General features: G+C 72.7%; 14 protein-coding genes and 1 pseudogene. 9 read left to right on the top strand and 6 right to left on the bottom strand.

The features are described from left to right. Window positions 1–39: 39 nt before the first annotated feature. From J7E93_RS27545 to J7E93_RS27535, 3 genes and pseudogenes are all read left to right on the top strand, one after another. Window positions 40–798 (top strand): annotated as a pseudogene (locus J7E93_RS27545) (TIGR02452 family protein); the annotation flags it as partial. A 118-nt stretch (window positions 799–916) separates the two neighbouring features. Beyond that, window positions 917–1993 (top strand): glycosyl hydrolase family 18 protein, encoded by a 1077-nt coding sequence (locus J7E93_RS27540; protein ID WP_215072666.1) that lies wholly within the window; start codon window positions 917–919, stop codon window positions 1991–1993. A 115-nt stretch (window positions 1994–2108) separates the two neighbouring features. Then, the gene (locus J7E93_RS27535; protein ID WP_215072665.1) at window positions 2109–2279 is read left to right on the top strand and encodes a hypothetical protein; all 171 of its coding nucleotides are present in this window, start codon (window positions 2109–2111) and stop codon (window positions 2277–2279) included. Window positions 2280–2347: 68 nt separating this feature from the next. Here J7E93_RS27535 and J7E93_RS27530 read toward each other — a convergent pair whose 3' ends face one another. The 4 genes from J7E93_RS27530 to J7E93_RS27515 all read right to left on the bottom strand — a co-directional run bounded on the left by J7E93_RS27530 (window position 2348) and on the right by J7E93_RS27515 (window position 6130). Next, the gene (locus J7E93_RS27530) at window positions 2348–3772 is read right to left on the bottom strand and encodes a flotillin family protein (RefSeq protein ID WP_215072664.1); all 1425 of its coding nucleotides are present in this window, start codon (window positions 3770–3772) and stop codon (window positions 2348–2350) included. 81 nt (window positions 3773–3853) lie between these two features. Further along, window positions 3854–4078 (bottom strand): hypothetical protein, encoded by a 225-nt coding sequence (locus J7E93_RS27525; RefSeq protein ID WP_374105441.1) that lies wholly within the window; start codon window positions 4076–4078, stop codon window positions 3854–3856. An 8-nt stretch (window positions 4079–4086) separates the two neighbouring features. Next, window positions 4087–4794: an alpha/beta fold hydrolase gene (locus tag J7E93_RS27520; protein WP_215072662.1), complete on the bottom strand. Its 708-nt coding sequence runs from the start codon at window positions 4792–4794 to the stop codon at window positions 4087–4089. 82 nt (window positions 4795–4876) lie between these two features. Continuing rightward, the gene (locus J7E93_RS27515; protein WP_215072661.1) at window positions 4877–6130 is read right to left on the bottom strand and encodes an MFS transporter; all 1254 of its coding nucleotides are present in this window, start codon (window positions 6128–6130) and stop codon (window positions 4877–4879) included. Between the two features lie 175 nt (window positions 6131–6305). Here J7E93_RS27515 and J7E93_RS27510 point away from each other — a divergent pair, with 175 nt between their 5' ends. The 3 genes from J7E93_RS27510 to J7E93_RS27500 all read left to right on the top strand — a co-directional run bounded on the left by J7E93_RS27510 (window position 6306) and on the right by J7E93_RS27500 (window position 8975). After that, window positions 6306–7328 (top strand): LacI family DNA-binding transcriptional regulator, encoded by a 1023-nt coding sequence (locus tag J7E93_RS27510; protein WP_215072660.1) that lies wholly within the window; start codon window positions 6306–6308, stop codon window positions 7326–7328. 17 nt (window positions 7329–7345) lie between these two features. After that, on the top strand, window positions 7346–7615 hold the full coding sequence (locus J7E93_RS27505) for a hypothetical protein (protein ID WP_215072659.1): 270 nt from the start codon (window positions 7346–7348) through the stop codon (window positions 7613–7615). A 172-nt stretch (window positions 7616–7787) separates the two neighbouring features. Then, complete coding sequence (locus J7E93_RS27500; RefSeq protein ID WP_215072658.1) at window positions 7788–8975, top strand: thiolase family protein; 1188 nt, start codon at window positions 7788–7790, stop codon at window positions 8973–8975. A gap of 71 nt (window positions 8976–9046) precedes the next feature. Here the strand turns inward: J7E93_RS27500 and trxA are convergent, their stop codons facing one another. Then, window positions 9047–9412 carry a thioredoxin gene (gene trxA, locus J7E93_RS27495; RefSeq protein WP_215072657.1) on the bottom strand — a complete coding sequence of 122 codons (366 nt, stop codon included), beginning with the start codon at window positions 9410–9412 and terminating at the stop codon, window positions 9047–9049. A 137-nt stretch (window positions 9413–9549) separates the two neighbouring features. Between trxA and J7E93_RS27490 the strand changes: the two genes are divergently transcribed. Next, on the top strand, window positions 9550–11055 hold the full coding sequence (locus tag J7E93_RS27490; RefSeq protein WP_215072656.1) for an NAD(P)/FAD-dependent oxidoreductase: 1506 nt from the start codon (window positions 9550–9552) through the stop codon (window positions 11053–11055). Continuing rightward, window positions 11052–11918 (top strand): 3'-5' exonuclease, encoded by an 867-nt coding sequence (locus J7E93_RS27485; RefSeq protein ID WP_215072655.1) that lies wholly within the window; start codon window positions 11052–11054, stop codon window positions 11916–11918. The genes J7E93_RS27490 and J7E93_RS27485 overlap by 4 nt, the downstream gene beginning before the upstream one ends. Window positions 11919–11973: 55 nt before the next feature. Here J7E93_RS27485 and J7E93_RS27480 read toward each other — a convergent pair whose 3' ends face one another. After that, window positions 11974–12588, bottom strand: coding sequence for a TetR/AcrR family transcriptional regulator (locus J7E93_RS27480; protein WP_215072654.1), 615 nt, complete (start codon window positions 12586–12588; stop codon window positions 11974–11976). Window positions 12589–12751: 163 nt separating this feature from the next. Between J7E93_RS27480 and J7E93_RS27475 the strand changes: the two genes are divergently transcribed. After that, window positions 12752–14146 (top strand): cytosine permease, encoded by a 1395-nt coding sequence (locus tag J7E93_RS27475; protein WP_215072653.1) that lies wholly within the window; start codon window positions 12752–12754, stop codon window positions 14144–14146. The last annotated feature ends 8 nt before the right edge of the window (window positions 14147–14154 follow it).

The raw sequence follows: 14154 nt of genomic DNA, 5'->3' as shown, positions 1-14154 counted from the left end.
CGTTGCCCCGGGGCGACGAAGTCGATCAAGCTGGCGGGCATGAGCGCACGACTGCGGGCCATCGCGAAGCAGACCGAGGAGATCGTCGAGGCGGGCCGCTACCGCGTGCCCGGCGGCCGGACGGTGTCCATCGAGGCGGAGCTGACCGCGGCGCTGGAGGGAACCAGGCTCCACGGCCCCGAACCCGTCCCCGTGACCCCGGACACCGACCGCACCACCGCCGTCGAGGTCACCGACGAGAGCAGCCTCGTCGCCGCCCGCAGGCTCCTGCGGGCCGACCCGAACCCGGTCGCGGCCCTGAACTTCGCCTCCGCACGCAACCCCGGCGGCGGCTATCTCAACGGCGCCCAGGCCCAGGAAGAGGCCCTCTGCCGGGCCTCCGCCCTCTACACCACCCTGCTGCGCGTCCCCGAGTACTACGCCCACCACCGGGCCGAGAGAGACCCCTTCTACACGGACCGGGTGATCCTCTCCCCGGCCGTGCCGGTCTTCCGCGACGACCGGGGCGAGCTCCTGGACGAGCCGTTCACGGTCGGTTTCCTCACCTCGCCCGCCCCCAACGCGGGCGTCGTCCGCCGACAGACCCCGCAGCTCGCCGGCCGGATCCCCGCGGCGCTCGCCGCCCGCGCCGAACGGGTCCTGGAGACGGCCGTGGCGGGCGGCTACCGGCGGCTCGTCCTCGGGGCCTGGGGCTGTGGCGTCTTCCAGAACGACCCGGCCGAGGTCGCGACCGCCTTCCGGGCCCTGCTCACGGACGGGGGCCGGTTCGCCGGCCACTTCGACGAGATCGTCTTCGCGCGGCGGGCCGGACCACGCTGGGCGCGTTCCAGAAGGTCCTCGCCGGGGCCTGACCGGCGGAGCACTGGATGGACCAGTCCACGGAGCGTGGAGCGGGCCGGTCCACGAGGCTCGGGCCATGGCCCTCGCGACACCCTCCCGCACCGCCGCACTCCTGACCGTCCTTCTCACGCTCCTCCTCGGAGCCGCCCACCCCGCCGCCCCGCACGAGGACCCTCCGCTCCGGCGCACCGTCTCCGCCTGGCTGCCCTACTGGGACCAGGAGGCCGCCTACCTGAACGCCCTGCGCCACGCCGACCAGCTGCATACCGTCAGCCCGTTCTGGTACGAGACGAAGGCCGCCGACCGGATCGCCCCGCACCCCGGCGCGGGCGAGCGGCTCGTCATCGACGGCCTGCACCGCGCCGGCATCGACGTCGTACCCACCGTCATGGAGACCCTCCGCCCAGGGGCCCTGGCTGCGATCGTCACCGACCCGGCCCGGCGCGCCGCCCATGCGGACGCCCTCCTCGCCACCGCCGTCAGCCGCGACTACGACGGGCTCGACCTGGACTACGAATCGCACGCGACCACCGGCAACGCCGAGTACGCCGCCGTACGGGACGGATACGCGGCCCTCGTCACCGACGTCTGCGCCCGCCTGCACGCCCTCGCCAAGACCTGCGTCGTCACCGTCATGCCGAAGACCGCGACCACCGGCCGCATCTGGGACTACGCCACCTTCGGCAAGGTCGCCGACCGGGTGCGGATCATGGGATACAACCTGCACTGGGCGGGCGGCACCCCCGGACCGCTCTCCACTCCCCGGTGGTACGACGAGGTGCTGCGGACCGCCACCGCGCTGATCCCGCCCGAGCGGATCGAGCTCGGCCTGCCCGCCTACGGCTGGGACTGGCCCGCCGCCGGCACCGCCACCGACGCCGGCGCGACCGCCCACGTGACCTGGAAGGAGGCCGAGGCGCTGCGCCGCGCGCACCGGGTCCCGTACCGGCTCGACCCCGCCTCCAGCACCCCCCGCTTCACCTACACGGCGGGTGCTCACACCCGCGAGGTCTGGTACCAGGACGCCCGCGGCGTCGCGGGCCACCTTCCGGTTCTGCGCCGCCACGGCATCACCCGCACCGCCCTGTGGGCGCTGAACTTCGAGGACCCGGCGATCTGGCCGGTCCTCGCCCAGGGGGCGCCCCGGGCCTGACACGCGATGCCCGACCGCCCCGGCATGCGGCGTCCCGCGCCTGACATGCGGCTTTCGTGCCCGCGTGCGAGGCTGAAGACGGCCCAGCGTCCGATCCCGCACAGGAGGCACGATCGTGGGCAAGAAACAGACCCGGGTGAACCGCGGCGCCCGCTCCGGCGGCCACGAGCAGAAGACCACGGTGACGGCGAAGGAACAGGCGGGCACGTCGGCCGTGGGCGAGACCCCCCGCCCTCTCGTGCAGCAGGTCGCGCACAAGAAGGAACGCAGGTTCGGCCACAACTGACCTCCCGCGCCCGTGACCGGGGCCCGACACCGTGACGGCGCCGGGCCCGGCCTCGCGCGTACGGCCCGCTACTCCCGGCCGTCGCCGACCTCGATCGCCTCCGTCCGGGGAGCGGGCGGAGCGGAGCCGTTCACCGAAGGCGTCCCGCCCAGCGGGCCGGCCGCCCCCGGATTCATCGTCGACAGCAGCTGACGGGCCAGACCGAGCCCCGTCCCTCCCATGGTCATCGCCTTGGCGAACATCTCCGCCATGCCGTCGGCACCGTTGAGCAGAACCATCTGGTCCACATTGCCGAAGGCGGACGCGCCCGCCTCCACGATCTCCGGCCACTTCTCGGCCAGTTGCTGGGCGACCACGGCCTCCTGGTTCTCGGCGAGCGCCGCCGCACGGGCCTTGATCGCCTCCGCCTCCGCGAGACCCTTGGCCCTGGTCGCCTCGGCGATCGCGAGCCCCTTCGCCTGCTGGGCCGCCGCCTCCGCCTCACCGGTCAACCGGGTCGCCGTGGCCTGGGCGGCGCTCGCCAGCTCGGTCTCCTTGGCGTCCGCCTGCGCCGCCGAGATCCGGGCGTCGCGCTCGGCGTCGGCGCGGGTCCGGGTCTCGTACGCCTTGGCGTCCGCGGGCTTGCGGACCTCCGCCTGGAGCTGCTGCTCCTTGCGGTACGCCTCCAGTTCGGCGACCCGCGTCTCCTGGACGACGACCTCCTGGCGCGCCCCCGCCTCGGCCAGCGGACCTGCCTGCCGGGCCTTCGCGGAGGCCTGGTCCCGCTCGGCCTGGTAGCCGGCCTGCAGGATCTCGCTGTCCCGGGTCGCCTCCGACATGCGGGCCGCCGCCTGCTGCTCGGCCTCGGTGGCGCGCCGGTTGGCCTCCGCCTGCGCGATGCGGGCGTCGCGCTGGACGGCCGCGGCGTGCGGTGCCGCCAGGTTCTTGATGTACCCCGTCGGGTCCTCGATCTCGTGGATCTGCAGCGAGTCGACGATCAGACCGAGCTTCTCCATCTCGGTGCCACAGGCCGAACGGGCCTGCCCGGTCAGCTTCTCCCGGTCCCGGATCATGTCCTCGACCGTCAACCCGCCGACGATGGCGCGCAGATGACCGGCGAAGACGATGTGCACCCGCTCCGACATCAGCTTCTGCTGGTCCAGGAAGCGACGGGCCGCATTGGCGATCGACACGAAGTCGTCACCCACCTTGAAGATCACCACACCGCGGACCTTCAGCGGGATGCCCTGGTGGGTGACGCACTCGACCTGCAGCTGGGTCTCGTTCAGATCGAGCGACAGCTTCCGGACGGCCTGGACGCCCGGCACCACGAGGGTGCCGCGCCCGGTGACGATCCGGAAGCCCATGCCCTCGCCGAGCCCCTCCATCTTGTGGTGGGAGCCGGAGATGATCAGTGCTTCATTGGGTTCCGCGACGCGCCACATCAGTTTGAACAGTGCGATGAGTACGACGACGGCGCCGATCGCGCCGCCCGCCAGGATGCCGATGCCCATGGGCAGCCCCCTTCACCGGAGCCGGTGCGGATCCGGTGAAGGGAGTGTGCGCCCCCGGGCGGCGGACGCTCAATGGGTCGGTCAGCCGTCGTACGCGGCTGTGACATAGACGGTGCGTGGAGGGAGATGTTCCACGACCATCACGACCGTTCCGGGTTCGATCCGGTCCTTGCCGGCGGCGGGATAGGCGAGGAAGTGCTCGGCCCCGCCCCGGATCCGGACGATCACCTCACCGACGAGACCGGGCCCGACGGTGCCGGTGACCCGGCCGAGCAATCCCACCATCGAGACGTCGTCCATGAACAGAAGGTACGTCAGATCCAGCCCTCCAGCGCGGCCATGAACCCGTCGAAATCGTCCCGGTGGATGGTGTGCCCCGCGCCGACGACCGTACGGAGTTCGAAACCGCGCTCCTGGAGCATCCGGGCCTTCGCCGGGGAGACCAGCATGCTCGGATCGGCGAGGGTGATCAGCGAGGGGACCAGCGGCTTGTCCGGCCACATCTCCCGGCCGGCGAACTCCACCAGAGCGTGGGCCGTCCGCTCGTCCCAGAGCCGGACCGTCTCCATCTCGATGTCCAGATCCTCCTCCGCCCAGCGGGGGTTGAACTTCCGGATGTGCTCGCGGGTGAGGAGCTTGGCCTGGGTGAACAGCTCGGGGCGGTAGCCGTCCTCCCCGGCCGGCAGGTACCAGGCCGGGTCGGAGTAGACGACCCGGCGCGGCCCGAGCCGCTCCACCGCGGCCGCAAGGGTCAGCGCGCCGAGGGAGTGCCCGACGGCCAACTCCGCTCCGGCGGGCAGGGTTTCGACGAGGTCGTCGGCGTACTCCCGGGGGGTGTACCCCTCGGGGCCCTCGGCACGGCCGCTGGCTCCGTGGCCCCTCAGGTCCACGGCCATCACCCGGTAGCCGCGCTCGGCCAGGGCCGGTCCGACCAGCCGCCAGGTGCGGTGGTCTCCCATGATCCCGTGGATCAGCAGGGCGATCCGGTCGCCGGATCCCCATGTGGTGGTGTGCAGCCGCACGGTGAAGCCTTTCGATGAGGGGCGCTGGAGGGAGGCCCGTGGACCGTCCCGGGACGGCCGCAACCACAGGATGTACCTTCGCTCAGCGCACGGTACGGATCGGGCGCACGGCGAGCGCCCCGAGGACCGACAGTACGGCCGCGATCACGAACAGGGCGGTGTATCCGCCACTCGCCGAGACGATGAACGAGGCGACGAACGGGGCGACGATCTGCGGTCCGGCGTTGGCGACGTTGAGCACCCCCATGTCGCGGGCCGCGTCCTCGGCCTTCGGCAGGACCATGGTGACCAGTGCGGTGTCCACCGCCATGTAGCAGCCGAAGCCCAGGCCGTTGACGACGGAGAAGATGAGCATCGCTGCCCAGCTGGTCGAGACGGCCGGGATGACCAGGGCGACGGCGGCGAGCACGGCGGAGGCGCCGACGAAGAGCTTGCGGCGGTCGTAGCGGTCGGAGAGCCAGCCGCCGAGCACGGTCGAGACCACCATCGCGACCGCGTTGAGAGGCATCAGGATCGCCACCGCCTCCTCGGCCGCGAGGCCGGCCGGCAGCTCCGTATGGTCCTTGAGGATGTAGAGCTGGAAGCCGGCGACCGCGAAGTAGCCGAGGACCAGCAGCGCGCGGCCGATGAACGCCCAGCGGAAGTCGTGGTCCTTGAGCGCGCTGCCGAAGGCGGCGATCTGCGCCTTGACCGGCAGCGGAGTCCTGGCGGGCATCCGTTCCTCAGGGGCGCAGGCGGTGAAGAGCACGGCGGCGGCCGCGACGATCGCGCCGAAGACGAGGTAGCCGGTGCGGTAGTTCTCCGAGAACGCCGCTCCCACCAGGGCGCCGATGACGGAGCCGATGGGCAGGCCGAGCCCGACGGCCGCCGAGGCCTTGCCGCGCGAGGCGGTCGGCACCCGGTCGGGCACGACCGAGGTGAGGGCGGCCTGGTAGATGTTCATGACGGCCTGGCCCAGACACCAGGCGATCATGACCAGCAGGAGCGTGTGGACGCTGCCGAGCAGGAACATGACGGGTATCGCCAGCAGGCCGCCCGCGAGGATCCACGGGTTGCGGCGCCCCGAGCGGTCCGAGAGGGCGCCCGCCACCGGGTTGAAGACGGTGGCGAAGATGGCCGAGACACCGGACACCAGACCGAAGTTGGCCACCTTGTGCGCGGGATCGATGTCCTCGATCTGGAGCGCGAGGAGCATGCCCGGGACGCCGACGTACAGCGCGTACATCGCCGTGTTGCCGGTGAGCAGCAAGGGCAGCAGCCCGCGGGTCGGACGGGTCTCGGAAGGGGAGCCGGCGTCTGTGGTGTCGGTGCCGGCCTCGGAGGAGGAAAGGGCCACATTGCCCTCCTGGGAAGATCGCCCGATGCAGGGGCGAGGAGCGGAAGGGGAGGGGGGAGACTCGGAGAACTGGCGAACTGACACGTGTCAGTGACACGCTTCAGCACTGTGTAGCACTCGAATCAGGCCATCCGCCAGACCCGGGGCGGGATCGGTCTGGAAAGATGCCGGAGCGATGAGGAAGCCAACCGAACAGTCCGCCGAACGTCCCGTCCCGACCAGCGCCGATGTCGCGCGGCTCGCGGGCGTGTCCCGGGCCACCGTGTCGTACGTGCTCAACAACACCGCGGCCGTGCGGATCAGCGAGCCGACCCGTCGACGCGTCCGGGAGGCGGCCGAGGAGCTCGGGTACGTCCCGCACGCCGCCGCCCGCAGCCTGCGCGCGGGCCACAGCCGGATGGTCCTCCTGCCCACCGCGCACGTCCCGATCGGTCCGCTGTACAGCCAGTTCCTCAACGAACTCCAGTGGGCCCTGCGCGCGCTCGACTACACCGTGGTGCAGTACGGGAGCCTCGGCCTGGAGGCGGACGAGGCGGCCCGCGCCTGGGCCGAGCTGCGCCCGGTCGCGGTGGTCTCCCTGGGGCAGGTCCAGCTGACCCCGCAGGGGGTGGAGATCCTCAAGCGCTCGGGGGCGAAGGCCGTGATCACCCTCGGGTCGCAGCGGGTGGAGGGTGCGCACGCCCTGGTCATGGACCAGGGGCGGGTGGGCCGGGTCGCCGTCGAGCACCTGGTCGAGCGCGGCCGTCGCAGGATCGGCGTGGTGGTCCCCGAGGAGCCGGGCCTGGAGATGTTCGCCGGGCCCCGGCTGGAGGGGGCACGTCAGGCGGTGGCGGGGACCGACGCCACGGTCGTACCCCTGCCTCTGCGGTACGAGGAGGAGTCGGCGAACGAGCTGGCCGGAGGCTGGCGGGAACGGGGTCTCGACGCCGTCTTCGCGTACAACGACGAGTACGCCATGCTGCTGATGCGGGCCTTGCAGGACGCCGGGATCTCCGTCCCCGAGGAGACGGCGGTCGTCGGCTCGGACGATCTGCTGCTCGGGCGGCTGTTGCGGCCCCGGCTGAGCACGGTCCGGATCGACATGGTGATCGGCCGGCACCTGGCCGAGCTCGTCGACAGCGTGGTGCGCGACCCGCAGTCCGCCCCGGAGGCGCGCGATCTACTGGCCTCGCGCGTCGTCCGGCGGGAGTCCAGCTGAGCGCTTAGCGTCGAGACATGAGCAGAGTTCCGCAGCGTTTCGAGATCATGCTGGTGCCCGAGCACGTCGAGGACCGTGGCGGCGCCTCCGTGGAGGACACAGCGGTACGTTCCGCGGTGGTGGAGGCCACGGGCCGGCAGGGCGTGTCGGGCTATCCGCGCTACGAGGGGCACGGCATCGTCGCCGAGATCGACCCTGAGACCCGCACCGTCGAGGCGCTGCTCGTCGACGGCCGCGAACTGAACTACGGACTGACGGCGCTGATCCGTCGTCCGGCCGACGGCTGAGCGGACCGGGCCCCCGCCCCTCGCTCTCGGCCCCTCTTCCCACCGCCCCCGCTCCCCGCTCCCCGGAGCGTTGACAGGACGCCTGGTCGGGCGGAGACTCGGGCGCGCACGTCACTGAAGGAAAATTCACCAGGCGAACGTCTTCGATCGCAGGTCCTGTGGGAGAGAACCGATGAGCATCCGCGACGTCTACATCGTCGACGCCGTCCGCACGCCGATCGGCAAGTTCGGGGGCGCCCTCTCCTCCGCGCGTCCCGACGACCTCGCCGCCCACGTGGTCAAGGCGCTCGTGGACCGCACGCCCGCCCTGGACCCCGCCCGGATCGACGACGTCTACCTCGGTGACGCCAACGGCGCGGGCGAGGACAACCGTGACGTGGCCCGGATGGCCGTCCTCCTCGCGGGGCTCCCCACCTCCGTCCCCGGTGTCACCGTCAACCGTCTGTGCGGCTCCGGGCTCGAGGCCGTGATCCAGGCCGCCCGGGCCGTCGCGCTCGGCGACGCCTCCGTCGCGATCGCCGGCGGCGTCGAGTCGATGTCCCGCGCCCCCTGGGTCCTGCAGAAGCCCGAGCGCGCCTTCCCCGCCGGTCATCAGCAGCTGCACTCCACGACGCTGGGCTGGCGGATGACCAACCCGCGGATGCCCGCCGAGTGGACGGTCGCGCTCGGCGAGGGCGCGGAGCTCGTCGCCGACAAGCACGGGGTCACGCGTGAGCAGCAGGACGCCTTCGCGCTGGCCAGCCACCAGAAGGCGGCCGAGGCGTGGGCGAAGGGACTCTACGACGGTGAGGTCGTGCCGTACGGCGGCGTGGACCTCGCCCGCGACGAGTGCATCCGCGACACCACCTCGATGGAGGCGCTCGCCCGCCTGAAGCCGTCCTTCCGTCCCGACGGGGGGACGGTCACCGCGGGCAACGCCTCGCCGCTGAACGACGGCGCCGCCGCCCTGCTCCTGGTCGACGAGGAGGGGCTGCGGGAGACCGGGCGCGAACCGCTCGCCCGGATCCGCGCCTCCGCCGTCACCGGCATCGAGCCCCAGCTCTTCGGGCTCGGCCCGGTCGAGGCGGTGCGCCGCGCGCTGGAGAAGGCGGGCCGGTCCTTCGCCGATCTGAGGACCTTCGAGCTGAACGAGGCCTTCGCCGCCCAGGCTCTCGGCTGCCTCGCCGAGTGGCCGGAACTCGACCCCGAGATCGTCAACCCCCGTGGCGGCGCCATCGCCATCGGCCACCCGCTCGGGGCCTCCGGAGCGCGGCTCGCCGGCTCGGTGGCGCACCAGCTCGCCGCGGCGGGCTCGGGCACCGGCCTCGCGGCGCTCTGCATCGGCGTCGGCCAGGGCATCGCGCTCGTCCTGGAGCGCTGACGCCGCGGGGGCGGTACGGGTGATTCCCGTACCGCCCCCGCGGTGCTGCTCACCGGCGTGTCACCGCCGGCTCACTTCTGCTTCGCGTCCTCGATGGACTTGCGCACCTCGTCCATGTCCAGCTTGCGCGCCTGCCCGATCACGTCCTCGAGCGCCGCCTCCGGCAGCGCTCCCGGCTGGGCGAAAACGGCCACGTTGTCGCGGACGATCATCAGCGTCGGGATCGAGCGGATCTCGAACGCCGCGGCAAGCTCCTGCTGTGCCTCGGTGTCCACCTTCGCGAAGACCAGGTCCTCGTGGCGCTCCGACGCCGCTTCGAAGACCGGCGCGAACTGCCGGCACGGACCGCACCAGGAAGCCCAGAAGTCGATCAGAACGAAGTCGTTGTCGCTCACGATCTGGTCGAAGTTTTCCTTGGTGAGCTCAACAGTGCTCATGCTTCCTGCCTCTCCGGGGCCCGGGTCTGCGGTCGTCCTCACGGTCCGCTGGGGACCTGCCCGGCACAACGGCGTATCGAGCCGCGCTATTCCGGTACCGCTCGCACCGGGCGCGGCCTGCCGCCAGACTGGGGCCCATGACGCGAGCGGTGGAGCACGAGTACGACGTGGTGGTCCTGGGAGCGGGGCCGGTCGGTGAGAACGTGGTGGACCGGGCCCGGGCGGCCGGACTGAGCGTGGCGGTGGTGGAGAGCGAACTGGTCGGCGGCGAGTGCTCGTACTGGGCGTGCATGCCCAGCAAGGCGCTGCTCCGCCCGGCCATCGCCCGCTCCGACGCCGGCAAGGTGCCGGGCCTTCGCCAGTTGGTCCAGGGGCCGCTGGACGCGGCAGCGGTGCTCGCCCACCGCGACTACTACGTCTCGAACTGGAAGGACGACGGCGCCGTCGGCTGGCTCGACTCGACCGGCGCCCACCTCTACCGGGGCCACGGCCGCCTGCGCGGCGCCCGCAAGGTGGCGGTCGACGGCCCCGAGGGCGAGCGGCACCTCCTCACCGCCCGCCACGCCGTCGCCGTCTGCACCGGAACCCGCGCGGCCCTTCCCGAACTGCCCGGGCTGACCGGTGCCCGGCCGTGGACCAGCCGTGAGGCCACCAGCGCCCACCGCGTCCCGGGCCGCCTCGTCGTGGTGGGCGGGGGAGTGGTCGCCGCGGAGATGGCGACCGCCTGGCAGGCGCTCGGCTCACGCGTCACGGTCCTGGTACGGGGCAAGGGGCTGCTGCCCCGGATGGAACCCTTCGTGGGTGAGCACGTCGCCGACGCGCTCACCGAGCGCGGCGCGGACGTCCGTACCGGCGCCTCGGTCACCGCGGTGGTACGGGACGGGGGGACCGGACCGGTCACCGTGGTCCTGGACGGCGGAGACCATGTCGAGGGCGACGAGGTCCTGTTCGCCACCGGCCGGGTCCCCCGCACCGAGGACATCGGCCTGGAGACGGTCGGCCTGGAGCCGGGCTCCTGGCTTCCCGTCGACGACAGCCTCAGGGTCACCGGCAGCGACTGGCTCTACGCCGTCGGAGACGTCAACCACCGCGCCCTGATGACCCATCAGGGCAAGTACCAGGCGCGGATCGCCGGGGCAGCGATCGCGGCCCGCGCGACCGGCGTCTCCCCTCTGGAGACCGACCGCTGGGGCGCGCACGCGGCGACCGCCGACCACGCCGCCGTGCCCCAGGTCGTCTTCACCGACCCGGAGGCCGGCTCGGTCGGCCTCTCCCTGGCCGAGGCCGAGCAGGCCGGCCACCGCGCCCGCGCCGTCGACCTCGACCTCGCGGCCGTGGCGGGCGCCGGTCTGTACGCCCATGGCTACCGCGGTCACGCCCGCATGGTCGTCGATCTGGACCGCGAGACCGTCCTCGGCGTCACGCTCGTCGGCCCGGGCATCGGCGAACTCCTCCACTCGGCGACGATCGCCGTCGCAGGAGAGGTGCCGATCGAACGCCTCTGGCACGCCGTCCCGGCGTATCCCACGCTGAGCGAGGCCTGGTTGAGGCTCCTGGAGGCGTACAGGGACGGCCGGGGCGACCGGGACGGCCGAGGCGACCGGGACGGCCGGGGCGATCGGGACGGTACGGGCACGTCATGAGCGCCGGTGCCCCGCGGTTGAGCAACGACTACGACGGGCCGTGCGCCGTCTGCGGGGCCGTGGTGGCGGCCGGGACCGGGGTGCTCCGGCACGGTCCGACGGGCGGCTGGGAGGTCTTCCACCCTGAGCACGACCGGGAACCGGCCCCGCCGGCCCGCCAGGACCTGCCGGGCTGGCACCGCCGCCGCCTCATGGCACTGGACATCACGACCACCGGCAACCGGGCGGCGGTGGACCGCGTGCTCACGGCCGCCGTCCGGGTCAGCGACGGCACGAGCCGCGACTGGCTCCTGGATCCTGGCTCCGATCCACTTTCCGTGGCGCCCGGCAAAGGACACGACATCACCATCGAGCGGGCGCGGGCGGAGGGCGTGCCCGCCCCGCGTGCCCTGGCCGAACTCGCCACCGTGCTCGTCGACCACCTGGCCGCCAAGGAGCTCCTGGTCGTCTGGTTCGCCCCGCACGTACTGACCCTCCTCCACGCCGAATTCCTGCGCCACGGAGTGACCCCGCCGGCCGACCGTCTCCCGGGCGGCCTGGCCCCCGTCTGCGACCCGCTCGTCCTGGACCGCCACGCCGACCGCTACCGCCCCGGCCGTCGCTCCCTCGAAGCCGTCACCGCGTGGTACGGCGTCCCGCACGACCGCCCCGGCGACGCGGCCTCCGACGCCGAGGCCACGCTCCGCCTCGCCCAGGTGATCGGCGCTTCCTACCCTGCGCTGGCCCGCCTGTCCCGGCCCGTGCTCCACGCCGAACAGATCCTCTGGAACGCGGACCAGTCCCGCCACCACCGAGACCCCCTGGACTGGCCGTTCACCCCGATCGCGCCCCGACCCTGGCAGGATCCGCCGGGCGACGGCTGAACTCCCCCTCGTCGGGGCGGGAAGCAATGCCGACCGTGCCCGTTCCCAGGCCGCCTCACGCCCGCGGAACCAGCAACCCCGCCGCCGCACGGGCCGTCTCCAGTGCGGGGCGGGCGTCGCGCCCGGACTCCTGGCCGAGCACCACGCGCGTGCTCAACCCGTCGAGCATCGCGAGGAGTTCGGAGGCCCGGGCGGTCACCTCGGCCGCGTCCATCGGTGCGAAACGGGCCTGCGCCACCCCCTTGGCGAGCAGCGCCTCCAGGTCGTCCTGCCAGCCGCGGTCCAGATCGCGCTGGGCCTCGCGCAGGGAGTCGTTCGCCGGGGTGCGGGCCCAGAGCTCGATCCACAGCATCCAGCGTGGGTCACGGGGGCCGCGCGGAAGGTAGAGCCGCAGGAAGAGGTCCAGTTTGCGCTCCGCCGTCAGCCGCCGGGACAGCAGCGCCCCGCGCTCCTCGGCCAAGGCCGCCTCGCTCCAGCGCAGGGCGGCGAGCAGCAGCAGGTCCTTGCTGCCGAAGTAGTACAGGATGTGGCCACCGCTCGTGCCCAGACGTTCCGCGAGCGCCGCCATGGTGAGCCCCGCCAGGCCGTCCTCGGCGATGGCCGTCATGGCCTCCTCGAGCATCCGCTCCCGGGTGATGTGCCCGTCGCGCCGTCGTGCTGCCCCTGCCACCCGTTCCGCCTCCATCGCCCCGGTACGGGCGGTCCGTTCGTCCCGTACCGACGGTCACGACTCTAACCGCGGCCGCCGAGGTCTTGACGGGGCGCCCACCTCTCCCACATCTTGAATGCCGTTCTAAGTTCTAGAACGGCATTCAAACTCTGGGGGAGTGGGTATGGCGCAGCAGGCGAGAGCGGCGGACACCGGCCGCGACGAGGTCTTCCAGGTCGAGGGCCACGGCATCGACCCCATCCCCGACGCCGAACGGCACGGCAGCCCCAAGGACCTCTTCTGGCTCTGGTTCGGCTCCAACCTCACCTTCACCTATGTGATCAACGGCGCCCTCGCCGTCGCCTTCGGCCTCTCCTTCTGGCAGGCCACCGCCGTCGTCGTCCTCGGCGGCCTCTCCTTCTTCGCCATCAGCGCCGCCGGGCTCAGCGGCGTCCGCACCGGCACGGCCACACTCGTCATCTCCCGCGCCGCCTTCGGCGTCCTCGGCAACTGGCCGGCCGGACTGCTCAACTGGGTCGTCTCCATCGGCTACACCATCGTCAACACGGTCGTCGGCACCCTCGCCCTCGAAGCGTTCCTCGCCGACCTCGGCTGGAGCGGCGGCCACGCCGCCCGCGCCCTCGCCCTGGCCGTCACCCTCGCGATGACCTTCGCTGTCGCCCTGTGGGGCCATGCCACCGTCCAGTTCGCCGAGCGCTGGATGGCCTACGCCCTCGCCGTCGGCTTCGCCGTCCTGCTGATCCTCGTCCTGCCCGGCGCCGACACCGCCGCCCCGGCCGCCGGACCCGGAGCCTCCGGCTGGAGCCTCGCCTTCGTCGTGATGCTCGCCGGGCCCTTCTCGTACGTCCCGATGCCCGCCGACTACACCCGCTACCTCCCGCGCACCGCCACCCTGCGGGCACTCACCTGGAGCGGCGGGCTCGGTGGCTTCCTCTCCTCCGTCGCCCTCGGCGTCGCGGGCGTCGCCGCCGCCACCCAGGCCGACATGACGGACGCGGTCGCGGGCGCCGAAGGGCTGCTCCCCGGCTGGTTCCAGCCGCTCTTCCTCGCCCTGGTCCTCGGCGGTTCGGTCACCAACTCGATCATCACGCTCTACTCCTCCAGCCTGAACCTCCAGGTGCTCGGCATCCCCTGGAGCCGCGCCCGTGCCATCGTGATCAGCGCCGCCGTCACCGCGCTCGGCTCGCTCGGCGCCCTCTTCCTCACCGACTTCACGACCTCGCTGCTCTCCTTCCTCTCGCTCCTGATCATCGTCTTCGCGCCCTGGGGCGGCGTCTTCCTCGCCGACATGGTGCTGCGCCGCTGCCGCTACGACTCCGACGCTCTGCACGCGGGGGAGCGCGGCTCCTACTGGTACCGCGGCGGATGGCACCCCGCCGGCCTCACCGCCCTCCTCTCCGGCATGGTCTTCGCCGCCCTCACCTGCGACTCCGAGCTCTGGACCGGCCCGCTCGTCGCCCCGCTCGGCGGCGCCGACCTCACCCTGCTGGGCGCCGCGGTCTCGGCGCTCGTGTACGTCCTCCTCGCGCGCCGCGCCCTCACGCCCGCCCAGCCCTGACACCCCCG

This window comes from Streptomyces sp. ISL-36 (genome assembly GCF_018614205.1).
GTDB lineage: Bacteria > Actinomycetota > Actinomycetes > Streptomycetales > Streptomycetaceae > Streptomyces.
This window is presented reverse-complemented; position numbering and strand designations above follow the sequence as displayed.